A 24,899-nucleotide genomic window follows, 5' to 3' on the forward strand; every position below is an offset into this window, starting at 1 on the left:
GTGCGGCGGACGGTCCGATGGTCGCGCCGGCCGTCGAGGCGGGAGTGGATCAGTGGTGGAGACTCCGGGGTCGCAGTCGTCGCTGCACCGGGCGAACCTCGAGCGGGTCGTGCGGGCGGTACGCATGGCGGGCTCGCTCACGCAGGCGGACATCGCGCGCACCACAGGGCTGTCCGCGGCGACGGTCTCCAACATCGTCCGGGAGCTCAAGGAGGGCGGAACCGTCCAGGTCACGCCCACCTCGGCGGGCGGTCGCAGGGCGCGTGCGGTCTCGCTGAGCGGTGACGCGGGCACCGTCGTCGGGGTCGACTTCGGGCACTCGCATCTGCGCGTCGCCGTGGGGAACCTCGCGCACCAGGTGCTGGCCGAGGAGGCCGAGCCGATCGACGTGGACGCCTCGGCGGAGGAGGGCTTCGACCGGGCCGAGCAGCTCGTCCACCGGCTCGTCGCCTCCACCGGGATCAGCCGCGAGAAACTGATCGGAGTGGGCCTCGGCGTTCCGGGGCCCATCGACGTGGAGACCGGTGAGCTGGGATCCACGTCCATCCTTCCCGGCTGGAGCGGCACGCACCCGCGCGAGGAGCTGGCCTCGCGGCTGGGAGTTCCGGTCCACGTCGACAACGACGCCAACCTCGGCGCTCTGGGCGAGCAGGTGTGGGGCAACGGCCGCGGCGCGACGGACCTGGCGTACATCAAGGTCGCCAGCGGAGTCGGTGCCGGCCTCGTCATCAACGGGCAGATCTACCGCGGCCCGGGCGGTACGGCGGGCGAGATCGGGCACATCACCCTGGACGAGTCGGGCCCGGTCTGCCGCTGCGGGAACCGCGGATGCCTTGAAACCTTCACCGCGGCCCGCTACGTACTGCCACTGCTGCACTCCAGCCACGGCACCGACCTGACGATGGCGCGAGTGGTCCAGCTGGCGCGCGAGGGGGACCCGGGATGCCGCAGGGTCGTCGGTGACCTCGGCCGCCACATCGGCAGCGGTGTCGCCAACCTCTGCAATCTGCTCAACCCCAGCCGTGTCGTCATCGGCGGCGATCTCGCCGAGGCGGGCGACGTCGTGCTCGGGCCCGTGCGCGACTCCGTGGCGCGGTACGCGATCCCCAGCGCCGCACGCCAGTTGACGGTGGTGCCCGGCACGCTGGGCGGCCGCGCGGAGGTGCTGGGCGCGCTGGCCCTGGTGCTCAGCGAGATGGGGGACGCGACGCTGCTGGAACCCTCCGCCCCCGTGCCTGGGAGGAGGCACGCGGGAGCCGTCGACGGTGAACGCAGGGCGCCCGTCGGCGCGCTCGCGGCGCCCGTCTGACGGAACCCGGAGGCGGGCGGGGCACGAAGACGGACGGCATCCGCCTGCGCTCCGGAATCGTGCGGGCACACGCCGTGGGCGTTCTGCCTTCATGGAGATAACGGATGGCATCGTTGCCGTCTCGTTAATGATTTACTTCTTGACGCCTGGCTGGCCTGAGAGTTGACTTCCGAGCACCTCGGCCGCACCGACGCGGCCTCGTCAGGGAGGTTGGAACCCCATGAACGCAAAGGTGCGTCGCGTCGTCATCGGTACGGCAGCCATATCGATGGCCGTGTCTCTCGCGGCCTGTGGCAAGGCCGGCGGCGGTGACGGCGGCAGCGATGGCGACAACAAGACCATCGGTCTGCTGCTGCCGGAGAACAAGACGACCCGCTACGAGACCTTCGACCGTCCTTACATGACGGACAAGATCAAGTCCCTCTGCAAGGAATGCAGGGTCAAGTACAACAACGCAAACCAGGACTCCGAGCTCCAGAAGAAGCAGTTCGACGCGCTCATCGCGCAGGGCGTCAAGACGATCATCCTGGACGCCGTCGACGCGCAGGCCACCAAGTCGTGGGTGGACCGCGCCGCGAAGAAGGGCGTCAAGGTCGTCGCGTACGACCGCCTCGCCGAGGGCGACATCTCCGCCTACATCTCCTACGACAACGAGCGGATCGGCGAACTGCAGGGCCAGGGACTGGTCGAGGCGCTGGGCGACAAGGCCGAGGACGCCAACGTCGTCATGATCAACGGTTCGCCGACGGACCCGAACGCGCCGCTGTTCAAGAAGGGCGCGCACAGCGTCCTCGACAGCAAGGTCAAGAAGATCGTCTACGAGCAGGACATCCCGGACTGGTCGCCGGACGAGGCGAACAAGAAGATGGGCGCCGCCATCACCAAGCTCGGCAAGGACGGCTTCGACGGCGTCTACGCCGCCAACGACGGCATGGCCGGCGGTGTCTCCACCGCCATGAAGAAGGCGGGCGTCAAGGACGTGCCGCTCGGTGGCCAGGACGCCGAACTCGCCGGTCTGCAGCGGATCATCAGGGGCGACCAGACGCTGACGATCTACAAGGCGATCAAGCCGCAGGCGGAGACCACGGCCGAGATCGCGGTGGCCCTGCTCAAGGGCAAGAAGATCGACGAGTTCGCGCCGAAGAAGGTCGACAGCAAGAGCAAGAAGGGCATCCCGGCCCAGCTCTACGACGCCAAGATCGTGACCAAGGACAACATCAAGGACACGATCATCAAGGACAAGGTCTACGAGGTCGGTCAGATCTGCACCCCGCAGTTCGCCAAGGCCTGCGAGGCGGCCGGTCTGAAGTGACCACCGGGGCCGCCCGGCCGGGCGGCCCCTCCTGAACGAAGCGTCTCCCTGAACGAAACGCAGGCCGCCGCCCCCGCCGTGAGCGGGGGCGGCTCCTGACGGAAGATCGGAGTTTGCCCAGTGGCGAAGGAAACCGTGCTGGCGCTGCGCGGGATCTCCAAGCGGTTCGGTGCCGTCCAGGCACTCACCGACGTTGATCTGGAAATACAGGCCGGCGAGGTGGTCGCCCTCGTCGGCGACAACGGCGCCGGCAAGTCGACCCTCGTCAAGACGATCGCGGGTGTGCACCCCATCGACGAGGGCGGCATCGAATGGGAGGGCAGGCCGGTCACGATCAGCCGCCCCCACGACGCCCAGGACCTCGGCATCGCCACCGTCTACCAGGACCTGGCGCTGTGCGACAACCTCGACGTCGTAGCCAACCTCTTCCTCGGCAACGAGGCGCGCCACGCCGCGATCCTCGACGAGATCGCAATGGAGAAGCGGGCGATGGAGCTGCTGGACACGCTCTCCATCCGCATCCCCAGCGTCCGCATTCCCGTCGCCTCGCTCTCCGGCGGGCAGCGGCAGGTCGTCGCCATCGCGCGCGCCCTCATCGGCGACCCGAAGGTCGTGATCCTCGACGAGCCGACCGCGGCACTCGGCGTCGAACAGACCGCCCAGGTCCTCGACCTGGTCGAGCGGCTGCGTGAACGCGGCCTCGCCGTCATCCTCATCAGCCACAACATGGCCGACGTGCAGGCCGTCGCCGACCGCGTCGCGGTGCTGCGCCTCGGCCGCAACAACGGGGTGTTCGACGTGGAGACCACCTCCCACGAAGAGGTCATCGCCGCGATCACCGGCGCCTCCGACAACGCGGTCACCCGCCGGCAGGCCCGTACCGAGAAGGAGGCGGCGCAGTGAGCGACACCGTCGACAAGGAGCGCGGCACCGACGCCACGGACGCGAAGGAATCGGCACCCGCGAACGGCGATGCCGGAGCCGGCGGCGGGGACCGCGTCGTCGACCCCCGCCTGCTCGTGCGCGAGCAGGGCTTCGCGGGCTACCTGACAGAGTTCAAGCGCAAGATCCGCGGTGGTGAGCTCGGCTCCATCCCCGTCGTCCTCGGCCTGATCATCATCGCTGTCATCTTCCAGTCGCTGAACGACAGCTTCCTCTCCGCGCGCAGCGTCAGCGACATCAGCGTCTACATCGCCGGCACGGGAATCATGGCCACCGGCATCGTCTTCGTCCTGCTGCTGGGCGAGATCGACCTCTCGGTCGGTTCCGTAGCGGGCGTCGGGGCGGCCGTGTGGGCGGTGCTGAGCGTCACGCACGACGTCAACGACTGGCTTGCGGTGCTGCTCGCAATCGTCTCCGGCCTGGCCATCGGCTCGCTGCACGGCTTCTTCTTCGCCAGGGTCGGCGTCCCCGCGTTCGTGGTCACGCTGGCCGGGTTCCTCGGATGGAGCGGTCTGCAGATCTGGCTCATGGGCCAGGAAGGCAGCATCAACACTCCCGAGAGCAGCGTCGTCGAGGACCTGACCGGCTACTACTTCGAGGACATCGCCGCCGCATACGGCCTGGCCCTCGTCGCCGTACTCGCCTACGCCGCGGCCCTGTTGGTGGACGCGAAGCGGCGCCGGTCGGCCCGGCTGCCGTCCCGCCCGGTCAGCGAGATCGTGGTGCGCACCGCGGTGGTTGCGGTGGTCGCCTTCGTCGGGGCCTACGTGCTCAACCAGTCGCGCGGACTGCCGTTGGCGCTGGTGCTGTTCCTGGCGGTGCTCGTCATCGCCGACTTCGCGGTGCGCCGCACGACCTACGGGCGGCAGATCTTCGCCGTCGGCGGCAACGCGGAGGCGGCGCGACGGGCCGGCATCAACGTCGAGCGGGTCCGCATCACCGTCTTCGGCATCGCGGGCATGCTGGCCGCCTTCGGCGGGCTGTTCATCGCCAGCCTCTCCGGCGGCGCCACGAAGAGTCTCGGCGCCGGCAACACGCTGATGAACGTCATCGCGGCGGCCGTCATCGGCGGCACCAGCCTCTTCGGCGGGCGCGGCAAGATCTGGTCCGCGCTGCTGGGCATCCTGGTCATCCAGTCGATCCAGCAGGGCCTGAACCTGCTGGGCATGGCGAGCGAGATCCAGTACATGATCACCGGTGCGGTGCTGCTCGCCGCGGTCGTCATCGACTCCGTCTCCCGGCGGACGCAGAAGACGGCGGGACGAACCTAGAAGCCGGACCGCGTCCGGCGGCCGCCTTGGCAGCCGCTCTCGATGCGGCGGGGCGGGCTCCGCGAAGCCCTCCCCGCCGCATCCGCCCGGGAGTGCGCTCCCGGTGCCGCCCCTCCTGGGCCCGGGCGGCGGGGCCTTCGCGGACTTCTTCCGCGGAGGCCCCGCGGCGTGCGGTGCGGTGCTGCTGCGGACGGCTGTTGCGGAACGCGGTCCGGCGGATTCCGGCGGGGTTCCCTCGTCCGGACGGGGCCGCCGGTTCCGGCTCCCCGTGGCCCATGGCTGTCCGGTATCCGGTTCACCCCGAATCGTCCTGAATATGGCAACTCCGGTCCGCCGCAGGGGATTTCCGGGTGATCCCCGCACAAACCGAGCGGGCGCTCCGCCCGCACCCATGAGCCGGACAGGTGCCCTCCGCCACCCGGGGGCGGCCGCACCGCGGGACCGGCCGCACCGCCGGACCGGCCGCATTCCGGGGCGCAGGCGCCCGGACGGACGCTTCCGTTCCCCGGAAAGGAGGCCTCCCGGGCGGTGTGCCGGACTTGCTTTCCGCCCCGCAAACGGGCCCGGAGACCACGTGTGCCACGTCCAGACGGGTGATCGATCTCGCACGGCCAGGAGACCCCGTCTGCGGTAGGAACATTAGACTCGACGGATCGGCACAGCTCGATCACGCTCGAAAGCAAGGAGGCACCGTGGATAAGGGGCCGCGCTCAGCGCGTCATCCCGGGTCGGGGGCGGTGGAGTTCCCCAGGGCACAACGCCGCGGCAGGTGGGATCTGCTGACCCGCATCGAGGAACCGCGCGACCTCGACCAGCTTTCACCGGAGCAGTTGGAGCAGCTGGCCGGCGAGGTCCGGTCGTACCTGGTCGACTCGGTCTCCAAGACCGGCGGGCACCTCGGGCCGAACCTGGGCGTGGTGGAGCTGACCATCGCCCTCCACCGGGTGTTCGACTCCCCGAAGGACAAGATCCTCTTCGACACCGGTCACCAGTGCTACGTCCACAAACTGCTGACCGGCCGTCAGAATTTCACCAAGCTCAAGAGCAAGGGGGGCCTGTCCGGCTACCCCTCGCGTGCCGAGTCCGAGCACGACGTCATCGAGAACAGCCACGCCTCCACCGTCCTCGGATGGGCGGACGGCCTCGCGAAGGCCAACGAGCTGCGCCACAAGGACGACCACGTCGTCGCCGTCATCGGTGACGGCGCCCTGACCGGGGGCATGGCCTGGGAGGCGCTGAACAACATCGCCGCCGCCAAGGACCGCCCGCTCGTCATCGTCGTCAACGACAACGAGCGCAGCTACGCACCGACCATCGGCGGCCTCGCCAACCACCTCGCCACGCTGCGCACGACGGACGGCTACGAGCGCTTCCTCGCCCGCGGCAAGGAGGTCCTCAACCGCACGCCCGTCGTCGGCAAGCCGCTGTACGAGACGCTGCACGGCGCCAAGAAGGGCCTGAAGGACTTCATCGCCCCGCAGGGCATGTTCGAGGACCTCGGCCTGAAGTACGTCGGCCCCATCGACGGACACGACCTGGCCGCCGTCGAATCCGCCCTCCAGCGCGCCAAGCGCTTCGGCGGGCCGGTGCTGGTGCACTGCCTGACGGAGAAGGGCCGCGGCTACCAGCCCGCCCTGGAGGACGAGGCGGACCAGTTCCACCAGGTCGGCATCATCCACCCCGACACCGGCCTGCCGGTGAAGTCCGCCGGCGCCGACTGGACTTCGGTCTTCGGCGAGGAGATGGTCAAGCTCGGGCGCGAGCGTGAGGACATCGTCGCCATCACCGCCGCGATGATGCGCCCGGTCGGACTGCAGCGCTTCGCCGAGGAGTTCCCCGACCGCGTCTACGACGTCGGCATCGCCGAGCAGCATGCCGCCGTCTCCGCGGCGGGTCTGGCCACCGGCGGTGTGCATCCCGTCTTCGCCGTCTACGCCACCTTCCTCAACCGGGCCTTCGACCAGCTGCTGATGGACGTCGCGCTCCACAAGTGCGGCGTGACGTTCGTACTGGACCGCGCGGGCGTCACCGGCTCCGACGGCGCGTCGCACAACGGCATGTGGGACATGTCGGTGCTCCAGTGCGTTCCCGGTCTGCGGCTTGCGGCACCGCGCGACGCCGACCAGGTGCGCGCCCAGCTGCGCGAGGCCGTCGAGGTGGACGACGCACCGACAGTCGTGCGCTACTCCAAGGGCAAGGTGGGCCCGCCCGTTCCGGCCGTCGGCCGTGTCGGCGGGATGGACGTGCTGCGCAGGCCCGCGGACGTCCAGCGGCCCGACGTGCTGCTGGTGTCGGTGGGCGCGCTCGCGCCGATGTGCCTGGAGGTCGCCGACCTCCTGGACAAGCAGGGCATCTCGACGACCGTGGTCGACCCGCGGTGGGTCAAGCCCGTCGACGAGGAGCTGGCGCCGTTCGCGGAGCAGCACCGCGTGGTCGTCACCGTCGAGGACAACGGCCGCTCGGGCGGCGTCGGTTCGGCCGTGGCGCAGGCCCTGCGGGACGCGAACGTCGACGTCCCGCTGCGTGACTTCGGCATCCCCGAACGCTTCCTCGACCACGGCTCGCGCGCCGACGTGATGGCCGAGATCGGGCTCACCGCACCGGACATCGCCCGTCAGGTGACGGGCCTCGTCGCGAAGCTGGACGGGCGGTACGAGACGGAGGCCGCCGAAGCCGCGCGCGACTGAGCCGCGCACGACGGCCGTTCGCAGGCAGGCGGCCGGCGCGGACAGCAGTCAGCCGATCGGCAGGGCCGGGCCGGAACCCCGGGGTTCCGGCCCGGCCCTGCCGCATGCCTGCCGTGCGTCCCGCTAGCTTTGGTGCCATGCCGCCTACGCGTACGACCACGGTGCCCGGACCCGGGGACGGTGCTCACGCTCCCACCGGCGATGCCGCCGTCACCGAGGCGGCCGGGGGCGGGAGCCGGCGGCAGTTCTGGGCGCTGCTGCTGCCCGTACTCGCGTTGCTGACGGCCGTGTCCCGGCTGCCGTCCTTCACCCGTCCGCTGTGGAATCCGGACGAGGGCTATCTCGCCACCCAGGCACGGCAGTTGGCGGCCGGAGGGACGCTGTACGAGACGGTCGTGGACCGCAAGCCGCCACTGCTGCCCTGGCTGTACCGCGGCGCGTTCGCGCTCTTCGGGGACCGCTCCCTGTGGCCGCTGAGGGTGGCGGCCGTGCTGGCCGTGCTGGCCGGTGCGGTGCTGCTGGCGTCGATGGCCAGGCGCCGCTGGGGCGAGCGCGCGGGACGGTTCGCGGGAGTGTGCTACGTCCTCGCGTCCGTCGCTCTGGTGCCCGAGGACACCCAGGCGGCGACGTTCGAGGTCTTCATGCTGCCGTGGACGATCCTCGCCATGTGGTGTGCGGACCGCGGCCGTTGGGCGTGGGCCGGTCTGGCGGTCGCGGGAGCGGTGCTCACCAAGCAGACGGGCGGTGCGGTGCTCGTGCCGGTGCTGTGGCTGCTGTGGTCGGAGCGCGGCGGCCGGCGGCCCCCGGCGCGGCTGGCGGCGTGGCTGGCGGCGGGGTGCGCGCTGCCGGTGCTGGCGGCCGCCCTCCTCTACGGGCCCGCGCGCTTCGCGTTCTGGATGGCCACCGGGTCCTCCAGCTACGTCTCGGCGGACGGTTCCGCGGGCTACGCGCTCGTGCGCGCCCTCGCCAACTGCGCTCTGCTGGCCGCCGGTTGCCTGCCGATGCTGCTCGCGGTGCTGTACGTCTCCCGTGTCCGCCGCGCCCTGACGCACACGGTGGACGCGTGGCTGTGGCTGGCCGCCTCCGCGGTGGCCGTCACCGCCGGCTTCCAGTTCTTCGGCCACTACTTCCTGCAACTCACCCCTGCCGTCGCCCTGTTGTCGGCGGCCGCGCTGCAACACCTCACCGTGCGCGCAGCCGTGGCCGTCATCGCGTGCAACGCGCTGATCGCCGCCGGGTTCCTCGCCTGGGCGCTGCTGCTCTTCCCGCGCGGCGAACTCGCCCACCAGCAGCGGCTGGCCGCCGAGGTCCGGGCCCGTACCGCCCCGTCCGACCGCGTCCTTCTGTGGGGCATGCATCCGGAGGGCTACTGGCTCTCCGCGCGTACCCCCGCCTCCCGCTATCTCACCGCGGGCTTCCTCACCAACTTCAGCGGCGGACGCACCGGGGCGCGCGTGGGGGAGCGGTACGCGATGGAGGGTGCCTGGCCGTACTTCCGGCGCGAACTGCGAGACAAGCCGCCGGAGTTGATCGTCGACGACTCGCGCGGGAAGCCGTATGCGCTGCCGCGCACGCCGACGTTGCGGGGGTACGTGGCCCGTCACTACGAACGCGTGGGAACGGTCGACGGCGCGGTCGTCTACGTCCGTTCAGCCGCCCCGGCCGGTTGAGCGCGGATGCGAACCCCGGCTCCGGGGGGAGTGGCCGGTCCGATGCCGCCTTCGGAGTCCCGGTCTCCTCGCGGTCTCTCCGTCTCCTGTGCCGTCGCGCGGGTGATGCGATCCGTGACGGCGAACGGCGCCCGCCCGCGCACCCGTTGCCGGTGAGCGCGGACGGACGCCGCCGCTTCCGTGTCCGTCTCCCCGGGTGCTACGCGGGGACGCTGGCGACGCCCGGCTCCAGGAAGCGGCGTCCGGTGGCCCGTTCGCTGACGCCCTCACGGTCCAGGTACGGCGTGATGCCGCCGAGGTGGAACGGCCAGCCCGCACCGGTGATCAGGCACAGGTCGATGTCCTGCGCCTCGGCGACGACGCCCTCGTCGAGCATGAGGCGGACCTCCTGCGCGATGGCGTCCAGCGCCCGCTCCCGCACCTGCTCCTCGGTGAGCGCCACGTCGCCCGTCTGGAAGAGCGCCTCGACCTCCGGGTCCAGCTCCGGCTTCGCGGAGCCCGGGACGTAGAGGTTGCGCTTGCCCGCCTCGACGATGCGTCCGAGGTTCTCCGAGACGCCGAAGCGGTCGGGGAACGCGGTGTGCAGGGTGCCCGAGACGTGGTGGGCGACGGCCGGACCGACCAGCTCCAGCAGCACGATCGGCGACATCGGCAGACCCAGCGGCGCCAGCGCGCGGTCCGCGACGTCGACCGGGGTGCCCTCGTCGATGGAACGCAGCACCTCGCCCAGGAACCGGGTCAGCACCCGGTTGACGACGAAGGCGGGTGCGTCCTTGACCAGAACGGCCGTCTTCTTCAGCGACTTGGCCACGGAGAAGGCCGTCGCCAGCGAGGCGTCGTCCGTCTTCTCCGCCCGTACGATCTCCAGCAGCGGCAGCACCGCCACGGGGTTGAAGAAGTGGAAGCCGACCACGCGCTCGGGGTGCTTGAGCTTCGAGGCCATCTCGGTGACCGACAGCGACGAGGTGTTGGTGGCGAGGACGGCGTGCTCCGGCACGACCGCCTCCACCTCGGCGAAGATCTTCTGCTTGAGGCTCATCTCCTCGAAGACGGCCTCGATGACGAAGTCCGCGTCCGCGAAGGCGGTCGCCTTGTCCAGCGAACCGGTCACCAGAGACTTCAGGCGGTTCGCCTTGTCCTGGTTGACGCGGCCCTTCAGCAGCAGCTTGTCGATCTCCTCGTGGACGTAGGCCACGCCCTTGTCGACCCGCTCCTGGTCGATGTCGGTCAGTACGACCGGCACCTCGAGGCGGCGCGCGAAGAGCATCGCCAGCTGCGAGGCCATGAGCCCGGCGCCCACGATGCCCACCTTCGTGACGGGCCGCGCGAGGGACTTGTCCGGGGCTCCCGCCGGCCGCTTGGCGCGCTTCTGTACGAGGTTGAACGCGTAGATGCCGCTGCGCAGTTCGCCGCCCATGATCAGGTCGGCCAGTGCCTTGTCCTCGGCCTCGAAGCCCGCGCGCAGATCGCCGCTCTTGGCCGCGGCGATGATGTCGAGCGCGCGGTACGCGGCGGGGGCGGCGCCGTGCACCTTCTCGTCGGCGATCTGCTTGCCGCGCGCAACGGCCTGGTCCCACGCCTCGTCACGGTCGATCTCGGGGCGCACGACCTCGATCTCGCCCTTGAGGACGGCCGCGGTCCAGCGCAGCGACTGCTCCAGGAAGTCCGCGCCCTCGAACAGAGCGTCGGCGATGCCCAGTTCGTAGACCTGCGGGCCCTTGAGCTGCTTGTTCTGGTTGAGGGAGTTCTCGATGATGACGGAGACCGCGCGGTCGGCGCCGATGAGGTTCGGCAGCAGTGCGCAGCCGCCCCAGCCGGGCACCAGCCCGAGGAAGACCTCCGGCAGCCCGAACGCGGGCGCGGCCTGCGAGACGGTGCGGTAGTTGCAGTGCAGCCCCACCTCGACGCCGCCGCCCATGGCCGCGCCGTTGTAGTACGCGAACGTCGGCACTCCGAGGTCGGCCAGCCGCCGGAAGACCGCGTGGCCGCCCTGTCCGATGGCGAGCGCGTCCTTGTGCTCCTTGAGCAGCTCGACGCCCTTGAGGTCGGCGCCGACGGCGAAGATGAACGGCTTGCCGGTGAGGCCCACGCCGACGATCTCGCCCGCCTTCGCCTCCTTCTCCACCTGGTCGAGGGCCGCGTCGAGGTTGGCCAGCGAAGCCGGGCCGAACGTCGTCGGCTTGGTGTGGTCGAAGCCGTTGTCCAGCGTGATGAGAGCGAAGCGGCCGACTCCGCCCGGCAGGTCGAGGTGGCGCACGTGCGCCTGCGTGACGACCTCGTCCGGGAACAGTTCGGCGGCGCCCTTCAGCAACTCGGCGGTCTTGGTACTCACTTGCCTGCCCCACCTTCGAAGTTCGGGTTCTCCCAGATGACCGTTCCGCCCATGCCGAAGCCGACGCACATCGTCGTCAGCCCGTAACGCACCTGCGGCTGCTCCTCGAACTGGCGGGCCAGCTGCGTCATCAGACGGACGCCGGAGGAGGCCAGCGGGTGCCCGTAGGCGATCGCGCCGCCGTACTGGTTGACGCGCGGGTCGTCGTCGGCGATGCCGTAGTGGTCCAGCAGCGCCAGCACCTGCACGGCGAAGGCCTCGTTGATCTCGAAGAGGCCGATGTCGTCGATGGACAGCCCGGCCTTGGCGAGCGCCTTCTGCGTGGACGGCACGGGCCCGACGCCCATGACCTCCGGCTCGACACCGGCGAACGCATAGCTGACCAGCCGCATCTTCACCGGCAGGTTCATCTCCTGCGCAAAGTCCTCGGCGGCGATGAGCGAGGCCGTCGCGCCGTCGTTGAGACCGGCGGCGTTGCCCGGCGTGACGCGGCCGTGGGCGCGGAAGGGAGTCTTCAGTCCGGCGAGGCTCTCCAGTGTGGTGCCCGGGCGCATCGGCTCGTCCTGCGTCGCCAGACCCCAGCCGGTCTCTCCCGCCTCTTCGTTGGTACGGCGGATCGAGATCGGCACGAGATCCTGCTGGATCTTCCCGTTCGCGTAGGCCTTGGCGGCCTTCTCCTGGCTGCGCACCGCGTACTCGTCGGCGCGCTGCTTGCTCAGGTGGGGGAATCGGTCGTGCAGGTTCTCGGCCGTCATGCCCATGAACAGGGCGGACTGGTCGACCAGCTTCTCCGACACGAAGCGCGGGTTGGGGTCGACGCCCTCGCCCATGGGGTGACGGCCCATGTGCTCGACGCCGCCCGCGACCACGACGTCGTACGCGCCGAAGGAGATGGAACCGGCGGTGCTCGTCACCGCTGTCATCGCGCCGGCGCACATGCGGTCGATGGAGTATCCGGGGACGGTGTTGGGCAGCCCGGCCAGAATCCCCGCGGTGCGGCCGAGGGTCAGCCCCTGGTCGCCGATCTGGGTGGTGGCGGCGACGGCCACCTCGTCGATGCGCTCGGGCGGCAGCTCCGGGTTACGGCGCAGCAGTTCGCGGATGCACTTCACGACCAGGTCGTCTGCCCTGGTCTCGTGATAGATGCCCTTGGGGCCCGCCTTGCCGAACGGTGTGCGGACGCCGTCGACGAAGACGACGTCCCTAGCGGTACGAGGCACTTTGGCTCTCCTCCAGGTGCGGTGCAGTTACGCCGTACGGCGCGCTTCCCAGGGCTCATGCTACCCGTGGGTAACTGAGGGGCAAGGCCGGTTCGCCGTGAGGGGCACACGTCACACCGGCGCCCGTCACCGGCGTGCCCCGAGACCCGCGGACCACACTCGCAACACGGGCGGCGGATCCGGTCACCGGCCGCGCGGGCCGCCCTTCCGCAAGCGCCACCTCCGCCGCGCACGCGGACGCGGTACGAACGGCCGCCGGCCCGTCCCGCCCGTCCCGCAACCGGGCTCGACGACGGGCACCTTGCGCTCCGCCTGTGCCCGGATCTCGTACGCGGAATCGTGTGCGGTGACGTGGAACGCCTCGTCGTGCGCGGCAAGTGCGCCGCGCACGGCGCTGCCGGCGACGCCGCGACGGCGCACGACCGCCGCCAGCCACGTGAAGAAGCCGACAACGGCGGCGAGAACACCCGCGACCACGAGATACGGCAACAGCTCACCCATGGACGCCGCCCGGGGCCGGCGCCGCTCCCCCTCGCCCGAGGACAGCCAAGGCCCGCTACTCGGACGGAGCGGCGGCGGCCAGTGCCTCGGTGAGCAGCGACGCCGTCTGCTCGATCTGCCACTCCCGGGCTCCGAGCGCACGCAGCGCGGAGACCACCTCGGGCTCCGTGCTCGCGCTCGGCGGCTGCCAGCACAGCCGCCTGACCGAGTCGGGCGTCAGCAGGTTCTCCTGCGGCATGCCGAGTTCCTCCGCGCGTGCCGTGATCGCCGCCCGCGCCGCCGCGAGCCGTGCGGCGGCCGCCGGGTCCTTGTCGGCCCAGGAGCGCGGCGGAGGCGGGCCGTTGGGCGTCTGGCTCTGCTGCGGAAGGGCCGACTCCGGCAGCGCCTTCGCCCTGTCGACGGCAGCCTGCCACTGGTCCAGCTGCTTGCGGCCCATCCGGTGCCCGAAGCCCGGCAGGGCGGCGAGGGCCCGCGCGTCCGAGGGGAGCGCCAGTGCCGCCTCGACGATCGCGGAGTCGGAGAGGACCTTGCCCGGCGAGACGTCCCGCTTCTGCGCGATCTTGTCCCGCGCCGTCCACATCTCCCGTACGACGGCCATCTGACGCCGCCGCCGCACCTTGTGCATGCCGGAGGTGCGGCGCCACGGGTCCTTGCGCGGCGGAGCGGGGGGTGCGGAGGCGATGGTCTCGAACTCCTCCCGCGCCCACGCCAGTTTGCCCTGCCGTTCCAGCTCCTCCTCAAGGGCGTCCCGCAGGTCGATGAGCAGCTCGACATCCAGCGCCGCGTAGTGCAGCCAGGGCTCGGGAAGCGGACGGGTGGACCAGTCGACGGCGGAGTGGCCCTTCTCCAGCGCGTAGCCGAGCAGGTTCTCCACCATCGCGCCCAGGCCGACCCGCGCGTACCCGGCGAGGCGTCCCGCGAGCTCGGTGTCGAACAGCCTCCGGGGCACCATGCCTATCTCGCGCAGGCAGGGCAGGTCCTGCGTGGCGGCGTGCAGCACCCACTCGGAGTCGGCCAGCACCGAGCCCAGCGCCGACAGGTCCGGGCATCCCACGGGGTCGATCAGTGCGCTTCCGGCGCCCTCGCGCCGCAGCTGTACGAGATAGGCCCGCTGCCCGTAGCGGTATCCGGAAGCGCGCTCGGCGTCCACGGCGACCGGACCGGTGCCCTTGGCGAAAGCGGCGACGATCTCGGCCAGCCCGGCCTCGTCGGCGGTCACGGGTGGAACGCCCTCACGGGGCTCGAGCAGGGGGACCGGCGCCTGACCAGGGTCTTGGCCCTCGGTCCGGGCCATGGCGGCGTTTGCTGATGCGGTCTCTCGGGCGTCGGTCACCGGTCAAGGGTAGCTGCGGAAGGCCCGTCGTTGTCCGAATGTCCGGGCAGATCGTTGCCCGTGGCACCGGAATCCCCGCGGGGCTGAGGCGGCGGTGCCCGGCGGCGGCTTCCGCGGCGGCTTCCGTGGCGGGTTCCGCGGTGCACGCACGAGGCGCCCGCCTGCGGACCGTGCCGCCGGCGGGCGCCTCGAGGTGTGGGGGGAGGGGAAGCTCCGCGAGGGAGCGCGTGATCAGTGGATGATGCCGGTGCGGAGCGCCACGGCGACCATGCCCGCCCGGTCTCCGGTGCCCAACTTGCGTGCGATGCGGGCCAGATGGGATTTCACGGTGAGGGCCGAGAGGCCCATGGAGACGCCGATGGCCTTGTTGGACTGGCCCTCCGCAACCAGCCGCAGGACCTCCACCTCGCGTCCGGACAGCTCACGCTGGCCACCGGGGTGACCCGGGCCGCCGGGGCCGCCACCGGGACGGCGGTGCATGCGCGCGGCGGCTGCGCCGATGGGGGCCGCACCGTGCCGGGTCGGCATGGCGCCGAGGTTGTTGCGGGTGCCGGTGACGACGTAGCCCTTGACGCCGCCCGCGAGGGCGTTGCGTACGGCGCCGATGTCGTCGGCCGCCGAGAGGGCCAGGCCGTTGGGCCAGCCCGCTGCACGGGTCTCGGACAGCAGGCTGAGGCCCGAACCGTCGGGGAGGTGGACGTCGGCCACGCAGATGTCGCGTGGGTTGCTGACTCGGGGACGTGCCTCCGCGATCGACGACGCCTCGATCACGTCACGTACGCCGAGAGCCCAGAGATGTCGGGTCACGGTGGAACGGACGCGGGGGTCGGCCACGACGACCATGGCCGTCGGCTTGTTCGGGCGGTAGGCGACCAGGCTTGTGGGGTGCTCAAGAAGAACAGACACCGGGCCTCCGAGGGCTGGCTGCGGACGGAACGATTCCGGTGACCGCGTGGGGTGGGCCGGGGGGTTCCGTGTGGAAGGGTCATAGACTCCTTCGGCAGGTCGGGGGCCCTGCTTTAGGGGAAGATCACCAATTGATGACCGATATTTCCCGAATAGGACAGTCGCTCGACGCCGCCCCGCGCGGGCTCGCGCGCCGGGTGCATCCGCACCGTGACCCGCGATGCCCGCCGCGGACACCGCGGCAGGCGCCCGTCAGAGAGGCTGGGGGCCCCGCCGCTTCGGCAGGGAGACGACGGAGCTTCCCTCGCCCGCCTCGGGCGGCAGCCCCGCGCACTGGCACAGCAGCTCCGACCAGGCAGTCAGGTGGACGGCCATGTCGGGCAGGGCGTCGGGTGCCGCCGCCTCGTCGGGGCGGGGTGTCCAGCTGGCCCGGATCTCCAGCTCCGTCTGCGGCGGGCGCTCGTCCAGGCCGCCGAAGTAGGAGGAACCCGACCTGGTCACCGTGCCGCTCGAGTCCGAGTACGCCGCCGACTGGGCCTCCAGCGCCCCCGTCAGCCACGACCAGGTGACGTCGGGCAGCAGCGGATCGCCTGCCATCTCCGGCTCCAGCTCGGTGCGGGCCAGGGTGACGACGCGGAACGTGCCCTGCCAGGACTCCTGCCCGGCCGGATCGTGGAGCAGCACGAAGCGGCCGTCCGCGAGCTCGGCCGACTCGTCCTCCGGGTCCATGACGGCGGCGGACAGCGCGCAGGAGTAGGGGGCCAGGCGCTTGGGCGCGGGCAGCGGCGAGAGCTGCACCTCGGGTCTGGTGTGTGCGGTCTTCAGGGCCTCCACCGCCCGCTGGAAGGGCAAGGGGGCGCCGTCGCCCCCGTTGCCCGGGTCGCCGGAACCCTCCGTCGTCGTTGGTCGCGCCGCTGCCATGGGGCGCAAGAGTAGGGCGAGCGGCAGGCGCAGACCGGTAGGGACACTCGCAAGTGGCCGAAGAATGGTGGGTGTTGAGGATGTCCGCGGGTGCGGGGCGCGGTCAGGGAGCGGACGGCCGACTGCCGGGCCGCGAGATTGGCCGACAACTGACGGTTCGCGGCACGGGTACGCCGTCCGCCGGAGCGGGACGTGCGAGGAGCCGCACGCCCCTGCGCCACCTCGCCGGTCAGGGGCCCCTCCGTGGCGTGGGAGACTGCCCTGCGTGAGCGCCGAAGAACCCCAGCCGGGCAAGCCGACCGACCCGCACGACTCCGCATTCCTCAGGGCGTGCCGCAGGGAGCCCGTGCCGCACACCCCGGTGTGGTTCATGCGGCAGGCGGGACGCTCGCTCCCGGAGTACCGCAAGGTGCGTGAGGGCATCGGCATGCTCGACTCCTGCATGCGCCCGGAGCTGGTCACGGAGATCACGCTGCAGCCGGTGCGGCGCCACGGCGTCGACGCCGCGATCTACTTCAGCGACATCGTCGTGCCCCTCAAGGCCATCGGCGTGGACCTCGACATCAAGCCGGGCGTCGGGCCCGTCGTGCAGCAGCCCGTGCGCACGCGCGCGGACCTGGAGCGGCTGCGGCCCCTCGAGCCGGGCGATGTCGCGTATGTGACGGAGGCCGTGCGGCTGCTCGGCCGCGAACTCGGCGGCACCCCCCTCATCGGGTTCGCCGGTGCGCCGTTCACGCTGGCCAGCTACCTCGTCGAGGGCGGGCCTTCCCGCAACCACGAACGCACCAAGGCGCTGATGTACGGCGACCCGGAACTGTGGGCCGCCCTGCTGGACCGGCTCGCCGACATCACCGGCACGTTCCTGAAGGTGCAGATCGAGGCCGGTGCGTCGGCCGTGCAGCTCTTCGACTCCTGGGCGGGCGCCCTCTCCGAGGCCGACTACCGCCGCTCGGTCCTGCCCGCCTCGGCGAAGGTCTTCCAGGCGGTGGCGCACTACGGCGTGCCGCGCATCCACTTCGGCGTCGGCACGGGCGAACTGCTCACGGCCATGGGCGAGGCGGGAGCCGACGTCGTCGGGGCGGACTGGCGGGTGCCGCTGGACGAGGCGGCCCGGCGGATCGGGCCCGGCAAGGCGGTGCAGGGGAATCTGGACCCGGCGGTGCTGTTCGCGCCGCGCGGGGCCGTGGAGGCCCAGGCGCAGCGCGTACTGGACGCGGCGCGCGGCCTGGAGGGCCACATCTTCAACCTGGGGCACGGAGTTCTGCCCGACACCGACCCCGAGGCGCTGACCCGGCTCGTGGAGTACGTGCACGAGAAGTCGGCGGCCGGGTAGTTCGGCCGACGGGAAGACGGAAGTGAGAGCGCCGAGTTCCCCGGATCGGCCCGACGGGCGCGTCCCGGCCGGCGCGCCCCACGCCCGCCGTCCGTCAGCGTGAGACCGCCGCTGCAGCCTTGCGTGCCGCCACCAGCACCGGATCCCAGACCGGGGAGAAGGGCGGCGCGTAGCCCAGGTCGAGATACGTCATCTGCTCCACGGACATCCCGGCGGTGAGCGCCACCGCCGCGATGTCGACCCGTTTGCCCGCGCCCTCACGGCCCACGATCTGCGTGCCCAGCAGCCGTCCCGTGCCGCGTTCCGCGAGCATCTTCACCCTCATCGGACGGCTGCCCGGGAAGTATCCGGCACGGCTCGTGGCTTCGGCCGTCACCGTCACGAACTGCAGTCCCACCTCCTGTGCCTGCTCCTCCAGCAGTCCCGTACGGGCGATCTCCAGATCGCAGACCTTGCTGACGGCGGTGCCGACGACGCCGGGGAAGGTCGCGTAGCCTCCGCCGACGTTGGCGCCGATGACCTGCCCGTGCTTGTTGGCGTGCGTGCCCAGAGCGATGTGCCGCGTCCGTCCGGAGATCAGGTCGAGGACCTCGACGCAGTCGCCGCCCGCCCAGATGTTCTCCCGTCCCCGCACGCGCATGGCCAGGTCCGTCAGCAGGCCGCCCGATTCGCCGAGCGGCAGCCCGCTCTCCCGCGCGAGCGAGGTCTCCGGCGCGACGCCGAGGCCGAGCACCACCACGTCGGCCGGGTACGTGGCCTCTTCGGTGGTGACGGCGCGGACCCGGCCGCCCTGGCCCGTCTCGACGGCGGTGACCGGAGCGCCCGTCACCACCTCCATGCCCATGCCGCACATCGCGTCGCGCACCAGCTCGCCCATGTCGGGGTCGAGGGTCGTCATGGGCTGCGGGGCGCCTTCCAGGACCGTCACCCCGAAGCCCCGCAGGAGAAGGGCCTCGGCCATCTCCACGCCGATGTAGCCGGCGCCGACCACGACTGCCTTCCGTGTGCCGCCGTTCCCCGGGCCCGTGCGCCTGCGCCCTTGCGATGCGTCCAGGTCGTCCAGCACGGCCTGCCCGTCCTCCAGCGACTGGACGCCGTGCACGCCCTCGGCGTCGATGCCCGGCAGCCGCGGGCGCCTGGGCCTTGCGCCGGTCGCGATGACGAGGTCGTCGAAGCCGGTCCAGAACTCCGGCCCCGGGGGCGCGTCCCGCGGGAGCTCACGGGCCCGCACGCGCCCGCCGTCCGCGTCGATCGCGGTGACCTCGGTGCGCGTTCGCAGATCGATACCGCGCTCCCGGTGCTCCTGCGGCGTGCGCGCGATCAGAGCGTCCCGTTCCCCGACGTCGCCGCCGATCCAGTACGGGATGCCGCACGCGGAGTAGGAAGTGAAGTCGCCGCGCTCGAAGGCGACGATCTCCAGCTCGTCCGGCCCCCGGAGCCTGCGGGCCTGCGACGCGGCCGTCATGCCTGCCGCGTCACCTCCGACGACGACCATGCGTCGGGCAGCGGGCATGTCCGGGTCCTTCCGTCGTGGGCGGGGCTCCCCCTCGGGCCGGGCTTCCCGCCGTGGCCCTGAATACGCTGGGCGGTACCCGCCCTGGGACGATGGGACACATGCGTGTGATTGTGATCGGCGGGGGCATCTCGGGGCTCGCCGCGGCCCTGCGGCTCTCCTCGGGCGGCGCGTCGGTGACCGTACTGGAGGGGTCGGCGCGGGTGGGCGGGAAGCTGCTCACGGGCTCCGTCGCGGGTTCCGTCGCCGTCGATCTGGGCGCGGAGTCGATGCTGGCGCGACGCCCCGAAGGCGTGGATCTCGCGCGGGAGGCGGGCCTGGCCGAGTCGCTGGGGCCGCCGACCGCCGCGAGCGCCGCCATCTGGTCGCGCGGCGAGATGTGCCCGATGCCCAGGGGACATGTGATGGGCGTGCCGGGCGAGCCGGAAGCGCTGCGCGGCCTGCTCTCGGACGAGGGCGTCGCGCGCGCCGGCCAGGACGTCTCGCTCCCGCCCACCGAGGTCGGCGAGGACGTCGCCATCGGCGGTTACGTGGCGGAGCGGCTGGGGCCCGAAGTCGTGGACCGTCTCGTCGAACCGCTGCTGGGCGGCGTGTACGCGGGCGACGCGTACCGCATCTCGATGCGCGCCGCCGTGCCCCAGCTCTACGAGGCCGCACGAGCCGGGACGTCGCTGCTGGCCGGCGTGCGCGGGCTGCTGCAGCGGACACCGGCCGCGCCCTGCGGGTCGCCCGTGTTCACGGGGATCGAGGGAGGGGTGGGGCGACTGCCCGGCGCGGTGGCCGACGCCTGCCGCGCCGCCGGTGCGGTGATCCGCACGGGCACTCCCGTACGGGCCGTGCGCGCGCACCCCGCCGGCGAACCGTCACCGCCCGGCACCGCGGCCCCCGCACGGTGGACCGTGGTCACCGGGAGCGGCGAGACGCTCGGAGCCGACGCGCTCGTCCTGGCCGTGCCCGCCCGGCAGGCCGCGCGGCTGCTCGCGGACGAGGCGCCGGCCACCGCGGAGGGGCTGCGCGCCGTGGAGTACGCGTCGATGGCGCTGGTCACCATGGCCTTCCGCCGCGCGGACATGGAGCACGTGCCGGGCGGCAGCGGCTTCCTGGTACCGCCCGTCGAAGGCCGCACCATCAAGGCGTCGACGTTCTCCAGCAACAAGTGGGGCTGGGTCGCTGCGCAGGACCCGGAGCTGTTCGTGCTGCGGACCTCCGTCGGACGGTACGGGGAGGAGTCGGTCCTGGAGCGCGAGGACTCCGAGCTGGTGGAGCTGTCCCTGCGTGATCTGGCCGCCGCGACGGGTCTTGCCGCCGCGCCCGTCGACCGTGTCGTCAGCCGCTGGAACGGCGCCCTGCCGCAGTACCCGGTCGGCCACACCGCGCGGATCGCCGGAATCCGTGCAGCCGTGGAGGGGGTGCCGGGTCTCGCGCTGTGCGGAGCCGCCTACGAGGGGGTGGGCATCCCGGCGTGCATCGCGAGCGGGGAGCGTGCTGCCCGGGAGACCCTGGCGCCGGCGGCGGCGGGCAGCGCGCGAGAATAGGCGCATGACAGCTGTACCTGAGCCGGACAAGCCGGGGAAGACGCCCAACGCGGGCAAGAAGGCCAAGGACCTCAACGAGGTCGTCCGATACGCCCTGTGGTCGGTCTTCCGGCTGCGCGACGTCCTGCCCGAGGACCGCTCGGGCCTCGCGGACGAAGTGGAGGACCTGTTCGGGCAGCTCGCCGAGAAGGACGTCGTGGTGCGCGGCACCTACGACGTCTCGGGGCTGCGCGCCGACGCGGACCTGATGGTCTGGTGGCACGCGGAGTCCTCCGATGCCCTTCAGGACGCCTACAACCGCTTCCGCCGCACCCGGCTGGGACGGGCCCTGGAACCGGTGTGGTCGAACATGGCGCTGCACCGCCCGGCCGAGTTCAACAAGTCGCACCTTCCTGCCTTCGTGGCGGAGGAGGAGCCGCGGGCTTACGTGAGCGTGTACCCGTTCGTGCGTTCCTACGACTGGTATCTGCTGCCGGACGAGGACCGCCGCCGCATGCTCGCCGACCACGGGAAGATGGCCCGCGGGTTCCCGGACGTACGGGCCAACACGGTGCCTGCGTTCTCCCTCGGCGACTACGAGTGGATCCTCGCCTTCGAGGCCGACGAGCTGCACCGCATCGTCGACCTGATGCGTCACCTGCGCGGTTCGGAGGCGCGGATGCACGTACGGGAAGAGGTGCCGTTCTTCACGGGGCGCCGCAAGCCCGTGGCGGAGCTGCTGGCCGGGCTGGTCTAGCGCGGGGCGCGGCACCAGGGGTCAGCGGCGGTAAGGGCGGTCGCGTCAGGGCGTCAGGGCGTCAGGGCGTCAGGGCTCAGCGGTCGGGGCGTGGTGCGGGAGGTGCGGGGCAGTCGGCCCGGCGGCCGGGTGTTCTGCCCTCCAGCAGGTAGGCGGCCAGATGCCGGTCGGCGCATGCGCCGCCGCCGGCGACGCCGTGCGAGCCCGCGCCCCGCTCGGTGACGAGGGACGAGCCGGACAGCCGCTTCCAGGTCTCCACGGCGCCCGCATAGGGAGTCGCCGCGTCGCGTGTCGAGGCGAGCAGCAGCACAGGCGGCACTTCGCCCGGCGCGGTGCGCACGTCGACGGGCCGTGAGGGCCTGACCCCCCAGTAGGCGCACGGCAGGTTCGCCCGCAGGTTCTCCCACGTCTGGAAGGGCGCTTCCCGCGCGAGCGCGGTGCCGTCGCGGTCCCAGCGTGACCACTCGCGCGGCCAGTGCCCTTCGGAGCACGGAACGGCGCGGTAGACGGAGTCGCTGTTCATCCGCTGCTCCGAGCCACGCGGACCGGGAGCGGCCACCCCGGCGAGGGCACGCGGGTCGCCCTCGCGGAAGTCGGCGAGGGCCCCGGCCAGCCGGGGCCAGCTGTCGTCGCCGTAGCCGGCCTCGAGGTAGCCGCGCAGCAGCTGCCGCGAGCCGGCGCGGCTGCCGCTCCAGCCGACCGGCTGCCCCCGGTCGAGGGCGTCGCGGGCCCGGTCGAAGTTGCGCTGCACGGTGTGTGCCGTGCGGCCCAGTCCGTAGACGGAGTCGTGTCCGGCGACCCAGGAGGTGAAGTCGCGCCAGCGCCGCTGGAACGCCTCGCTCTGTTCGAGGGCGTTGCGGTACCAGATCCGCTCCGGGCGCGGATCGGGGACGCTGTCGAGCACGAGACGGCCCACCCGGTCCGGGAAGAGCGTGGCGTACACGGCGCCGAGGTAGCTGCCGTACGAGGTTCCGACGAAGTCGGTCTTCCGGCGGCGCAGGGCGGCTCGCAGGACATCGAGGTCCCGGGCGTTGTCGGCGGTGGTGAAGTGGGCGAGCCGCGCCCCGTGCCGTTGTGAGCACTCCGCGGCGAACGCGGCCGCCTGCCGGCGCATCCTCCGCTTGAACCGCTCGGACGGCACTCGCGGCGAGCGTGCCGGGCCGCTGTGCGCCTCGCCCACCGTGTGAGGGTCCCCGCACAGCAGCGGCCCGGAGCGGCCGACACCCCGCGGTGCGTAACCGACCAGGTCGTAGGAGCGGTTGAGCTCCTTCCACACTCCTCCCCGCACCGCGGCGTAGAGCGGGAAGTCCAAGCCGTCGGCCCCGGGCCCGCCCGGGTTGTGCAGCAGGGGCCCGCGTCTCACGGGCGCCGGCCCGGTCGCACGTCTGCGGCTCACCGCCAGCCGGATCTTCTCCCCGTGCGGGTCGGCGTAGTCGAGGGGGACGGTGACGCTGCCGCACTCGGCGGATGACGGAAGGCCCTCCGCAGCCGGGCACTTGCCCCAGCCGATGCCCGCCGCCCACGCCGCCTCGGCCGCCTCGGCGGCACCGGCCGCCTCGCGTACGTCGCGCAGCGGCAGGGGCAGGCCGCCCGGGGCGGTGCCGCCCGGCAGCACGGCCGTGAGAACCAGAGCCCCGAGCGCGGCATGGATCGCGACTGAGCGCACGGGGTGCCTCGTTCCTGTTGCGCGGCGGCCGGACGCGGCTCCGGCAGCCGACAACTTGTTGCACTGGCAGTGATCGTATGCATGCATGGCGTGACAACACGCATGGTCGGCGCGGGAGTTGACGAAGTAAAGGACCGCCGGCCGGTGTCGGCGGCGGTGCGCCCGAAGCGGCGACCGATGGCGAACGCCGTGCGAAGTCCGCCCGTACGCGGGAGAGTTCCCGGCCGGAGACGGCAGCCGGCGCCGGGCGTGAAGGAGGCGGGGAGCCGGACGGCCCCGTCCTCGTCAGCGGGTGCGCATCAGGTGCAGCGCGCGGGCGAGCCGTCCCCCGGGCAGCGGTTCCGGACCGGAGCGCTCCAGCCACCACGTCCGCAGCCTCCTGCGGGCGCGGCGGCCGCCGGCGCGGCCCGTGTCCAGCACGTGGGCCGCGAAGTCCAGCGCGTCGCGCCGGTGTCCTCCCGTCAGGGGACGGGTCCGCGCGTACGAGGCGAAGGCCGCGCGGAAGGCCGACTCGCCCATGATCTCCGGCAGTTGAGGCGCGACCTTCGCCACGACGCCGGTGCGCTTCGCGACGAGTGCACGGCTCTGCACTGCCAGCCGGTCGCGGTCGAAGCCCTCCGGCGGCTGCGCGCCCGCGACGAGCGCGGCAAGCAGCCCGGCCTGCTCCCGTGCGAGCCGTTCGCGCGCGGCGGCGGTCCCGGCGGTCTCCCCGCCCGCCCTGGGGCGCTCGACTCCCTTGGGCCCGTGTGGCCGCACGCTGCCCTCGACCACGCTGCGTATGCCGTCGAGCTCGTCTGCGAGTTCGCTCAGGGGCGGAAAGTTCTCGTCCCGCTCCAGCAGCACTCCCGGTGGGTGCGTGCGTGCGCAGAGCTGGGCGAGAACATCCAGCACGGGCTGCGGAACGGGATGCGCGTGGCTGTCGTGCCAGACGCCGTCCCGTTCGAAGCCACCCGCCACATGCACGTACGCCAGTGCGTCCAGGGGGAGTTCGTCCAGCGCGGCGGCCGGCTCCTCGCCGCGGTTGACGTGGTTGGTGTGCAGGTTGGCGACGTCGATCAGCAGGCCCACACCGGTACGCTCCACGAGTTCGCCGAGGAAGGAGCCCTCCGTGAGTTCCTCGCCCGGCCATTCGACGAGCGCGGCGATGTTCTCCAGCGCGAGCGGAACGGGCAGGGCGTCCTGCGCGGTCCGTACGTTCTCGCACAGCACGTCCAGGGCGTCCCGCGTGCGCGGCACCGGCAGCAGGTGGCCCGCCTCCATCTGCGGCCGGCCGGTGCCCGGGCCGCCTGCCCGCACGAAGGCGATGTGCTCGGTGACGAGAGGCGCCCCGAGGGCCTCGGCGATCCCGGCGAGCGCCGACAGCCGTGCCGGATCGGGCGGTTCGGCGCCGCCGAGCCCGAGAGAGACCCCGTGGGGGACGACCGGCGTGCCGCGCACACGCAGGCGCCGGAGGGCGTCCGGCAGATGGTCCGGGCAGAGGTTCTCCGCGACGGCCTCGACCCAGTCGATGCCCGGCAGTGCCTCGATCCCGTCCGCGATCTCGGGCCGCCAGCCGACGCCCGTGCCCAGCCGCACCGCAGTGCCGGCCGTCGGCGGGTGTGCCCCGCCCGTGGACGCCGATCCCATGTGTGCCTCCCCTGTATTCCTCGCTCATGCCACGGAACCGTCCGCCGAATCCACCGTGTGCCGTGTTCTGAGCGGGAATTGAGGTT

At 72.1% G+C, this 24,899-nt stretch carries 18 protein-coding genes; 9 read left to right on the forward strand and 9 right to left on the reverse strand.

Annotation, left to right across the window (positions count from 1 at the left end; genetic code table 11):
• The first annotated feature begins 55 nt into the window (after window positions 1-55).
• The 6 genes from H180DRAFT_RS21870 to H180DRAFT_RS21895 all read left to right on the forward strand — a co-directional run bounded on the left by H180DRAFT_RS21870 (window position 56) and on the right by H180DRAFT_RS21895 (window position 9,191).
• The gene (locus H180DRAFT_RS21870) at window positions 56-1,309 is read left to right on the forward strand and encodes an ROK family transcriptional regulator (RefSeq protein ID WP_055487810.1); all 1,254 of its coding nucleotides are present in this window, start codon (window positions 56-58) and stop codon (window positions 1,307-1,309) included.
• Between the two features lie 220 nt (window positions 1,310-1,529).
• Entirely contained in the window at window positions 1,530-2,621 is a 1,092-nt protein-coding gene (locus tag H180DRAFT_RS21875; protein WP_055487811.1) for a substrate-binding domain-containing protein, read from the forward strand.
• 120 nt (window positions 2,622-2,741) lie between these two features.
• Complete coding sequence (locus H180DRAFT_RS21880; RefSeq protein WP_055487812.1) at window positions 2,742-3,524, forward strand: ATP-binding cassette domain-containing protein; 783 nt, start codon at window positions 2,742-2,744, stop codon at window positions 3,522-3,524.
• A 110-nt stretch (window positions 3,525-3,634) separates the two neighbouring features.
• Window positions 3,635-4,834, forward strand: coding sequence for a sugar ABC transporter permease (locus H180DRAFT_RS21885; protein ID WP_254666137.1), 1,200 nt, complete (start codon window positions 3,635-3,637; stop codon window positions 4,832-4,834).
• A 737-nt stretch (window positions 4,835-5,571) separates the two neighbouring features.
• A complete protein-coding gene (gene dxs / locus H180DRAFT_RS21890; protein WP_254666138.1) occupies window positions 5,572-7,521 on the forward strand; it encodes a 1-deoxy-D-xylulose-5-phosphate synthase in 1,950 nt (649 codons plus the stop codon).
• A 137-nt stretch (window positions 7,522-7,658) separates the two neighbouring features.
• Window positions 7,659-9,191 (forward strand): ArnT family glycosyltransferase, encoded by a 1,533-nt coding sequence (locus tag H180DRAFT_RS21895; RefSeq protein ID WP_079100300.1) that lies wholly within the window; start codon window positions 7,659-7,661, stop codon window positions 9,189-9,191.
• A gap of 199 nt (window positions 9,192-9,390) precedes the next feature.
• Here the strand turns inward: H180DRAFT_RS21895 and H180DRAFT_RS21900 are convergent, their stop codons facing one another.
• The 6 genes from H180DRAFT_RS21900 to H180DRAFT_RS21925 form a co-directional block, all read right to left on the reverse strand.
• Window positions 9,391-11,523 (reverse strand): 3-hydroxyacyl-CoA dehydrogenase NAD-binding domain-containing protein, encoded by a 2,133-nt coding sequence (locus H180DRAFT_RS21900; protein ID WP_055487814.1) that lies wholly within the window; start codon window positions 11,521-11,523, stop codon window positions 9,391-9,393.
• Window positions 11,520-12,743 carry a thiolase family protein gene (locus H180DRAFT_RS21905; protein WP_055487815.1) on the reverse strand — a complete coding sequence of 408 codons (1,224 nt, stop codon included), beginning with the start codon at window positions 12,741-12,743 and terminating at the stop codon, window positions 11,520-11,522. Before H180DRAFT_RS21905 ends, H180DRAFT_RS21900 begins: the two co-directional genes overlap by 4 nt.
• 183 nt (window positions 12,744-12,926) lie before the next feature.
• The gene (locus H180DRAFT_RS21910; protein WP_055487816.1) at window positions 12,927-13,244 is read right to left on the reverse strand and encodes a hypothetical protein; all 318 of its coding nucleotides are present in this window, start codon (window positions 13,242-13,244) and stop codon (window positions 12,927-12,929) included.
• Between the two features lie 55 nt (window positions 13,245-13,299).
• A complete protein-coding gene (locus tag H180DRAFT_RS21915; protein WP_055487817.1) occupies window positions 13,300-14,577 on the reverse strand; it encodes a ribonuclease D in 1,278 nt (425 codons plus the stop codon).
• A gap of 231 nt (window positions 14,578-14,808) precedes the next feature.
• Window positions 14,809-15,483: a response regulator transcription factor gene (locus H180DRAFT_RS21920; RefSeq protein WP_045865701.1), complete on the reverse strand. Its 675-nt coding sequence runs from the start codon at window positions 15,481-15,483 to the stop codon at window positions 14,809-14,811.
• A 252-nt stretch (window positions 15,484-15,735) separates the two neighbouring features.
• Window positions 15,736-16,404 carry a DUF3000 domain-containing protein gene (locus H180DRAFT_RS21925; protein ID WP_055487818.1) on the reverse strand — a complete coding sequence of 223 codons (669 nt, stop codon included), beginning with the start codon at window positions 16,402-16,404 and terminating at the stop codon, window positions 15,736-15,738.
• A 265-nt stretch (window positions 16,405-16,669) separates the two neighbouring features.
• Here H180DRAFT_RS21925 and hemE point away from each other — a divergent pair, with 265 nt between their 5' ends.
• Window positions 16,670-17,737: a uroporphyrinogen decarboxylase gene (gene hemE / locus H180DRAFT_RS21930; RefSeq protein WP_055487819.1), complete on the forward strand. Its 1,068-nt coding sequence runs from the start codon at window positions 16,670-16,672 to the stop codon at window positions 17,735-17,737.
• A gap of 94 nt (window positions 17,738-17,831) precedes the next feature.
• On the opposite strand, the gene H180DRAFT_RS21935 is transcribed toward hemE, so the two are convergent.
• Window positions 17,832-19,250 (reverse strand): FAD-dependent oxidoreductase, encoded by a 1,419-nt coding sequence (locus tag H180DRAFT_RS21935; protein ID WP_055487820.1) that lies wholly within the window; start codon window positions 19,248-19,250, stop codon window positions 17,832-17,834.
• Window positions 19,251-19,351: 101 nt separating this feature from the next.
• Here H180DRAFT_RS21935 and hemG point away from each other — a divergent pair, with 101 nt between their 5' ends.
• Window positions 19,352-20,785, forward strand: coding sequence for a protoporphyrinogen oxidase (gene hemG / locus H180DRAFT_RS21940; protein WP_079100310.1), 1,434 nt, complete (start codon window positions 19,352-19,354; stop codon window positions 20,783-20,785).
• A 4-nt stretch (window positions 20,786-20,789) separates the two neighbouring features.
• Window positions 20,790-21,521, forward strand: coding sequence for a hydrogen peroxide-dependent heme synthase (gene hemQ / locus H180DRAFT_RS21945; protein WP_055487821.1), 732 nt, complete (start codon window positions 20,790-20,792; stop codon window positions 21,519-21,521).
• Between the two features lie 76 nt (window positions 21,522-21,597).
• On the opposite strand, the gene H180DRAFT_RS21950 is transcribed toward hemQ, so the two are convergent.
• On the reverse strand, window positions 21,598-23,187 hold the full coding sequence (locus H180DRAFT_RS21950) for an alpha/beta hydrolase (protein WP_055487822.1): 1,590 nt from the start codon (window positions 23,185-23,187) through the stop codon (window positions 21,598-21,600).
• A gap of 285 nt (window positions 23,188-23,472) precedes the next feature.
• Window positions 23,473-24,813, reverse strand: a complete 1,341-nt coding sequence (locus tag H180DRAFT_RS21955) for an MbnB/TglH/ChrH family RiPP precursor modification enzyme (protein WP_079100301.1) — start codon at window positions 24,811-24,813, stop codon at window positions 23,473-23,475.
• Window positions 24,814-24,899: the final 86 nt, after the last annotated feature.

This window comes from Streptomyces sp. WMMB 322 (assembly GCF_900090145.1).
GTDB lineage: Bacteria > Actinomycetota > Actinomycetes > Streptomycetales > Streptomycetaceae > Streptomyces.

Bases quoted from the DNA above. Each gene is read 5' to 3' on its own strand.
- hemG (WP_079100310.1), top strand. From the start codon at position 19,352: ATGCGTGTGATTGTGATCGGCGGGGGCATCTCGGGGCTCGCCGCGGCC.
- H180DRAFT_RS21925 (WP_055487818.1), bottom strand. From the start codon at position 16,404: ATGGCAGCGGCGCGACCAACGACGACGGAGGGTTCCGGCGACCCGGGC.
- H180DRAFT_RS21875 (WP_055487811.1), top strand. From the start codon at position 1,530: ATGAACGCAAAGGTGCGTCGCGTCGTCATCGGTACGGCAGCCATATCG.
- H180DRAFT_RS21910 (WP_055487816.1), bottom strand. From the start codon at position 13,244: ATGGGTGAGCTGTTGCCGTATCTCGTGGTCGCGGGTGTTCTCGCCGCC.
- H180DRAFT_RS21895 (WP_079100300.1), top strand. From the start codon at position 7,659: ATGCCGCCTACGCGTACGACCACGGTGCCCGGACCCGGGGACGGTGCT.
- H180DRAFT_RS21955 (WP_079100301.1), bottom strand. From the start codon at position 24,813: ATGGGATCGGCGTCCACGGGCGGGGCACACCCGCCGACGGCCGGCACT.
- H180DRAFT_RS21935 (WP_055487820.1), bottom strand. From the start codon at position 19,250: ATGCCCGCTGCCCGACGCATGGTCGTCGTCGGAGGTGACGCGGCAGGC.
- hemQ (WP_055487821.1), top strand. From the start codon at position 20,790: ATGACAGCTGTACCTGAGCCGGACAAGCCGGGGAAGACGCCCAACGCG.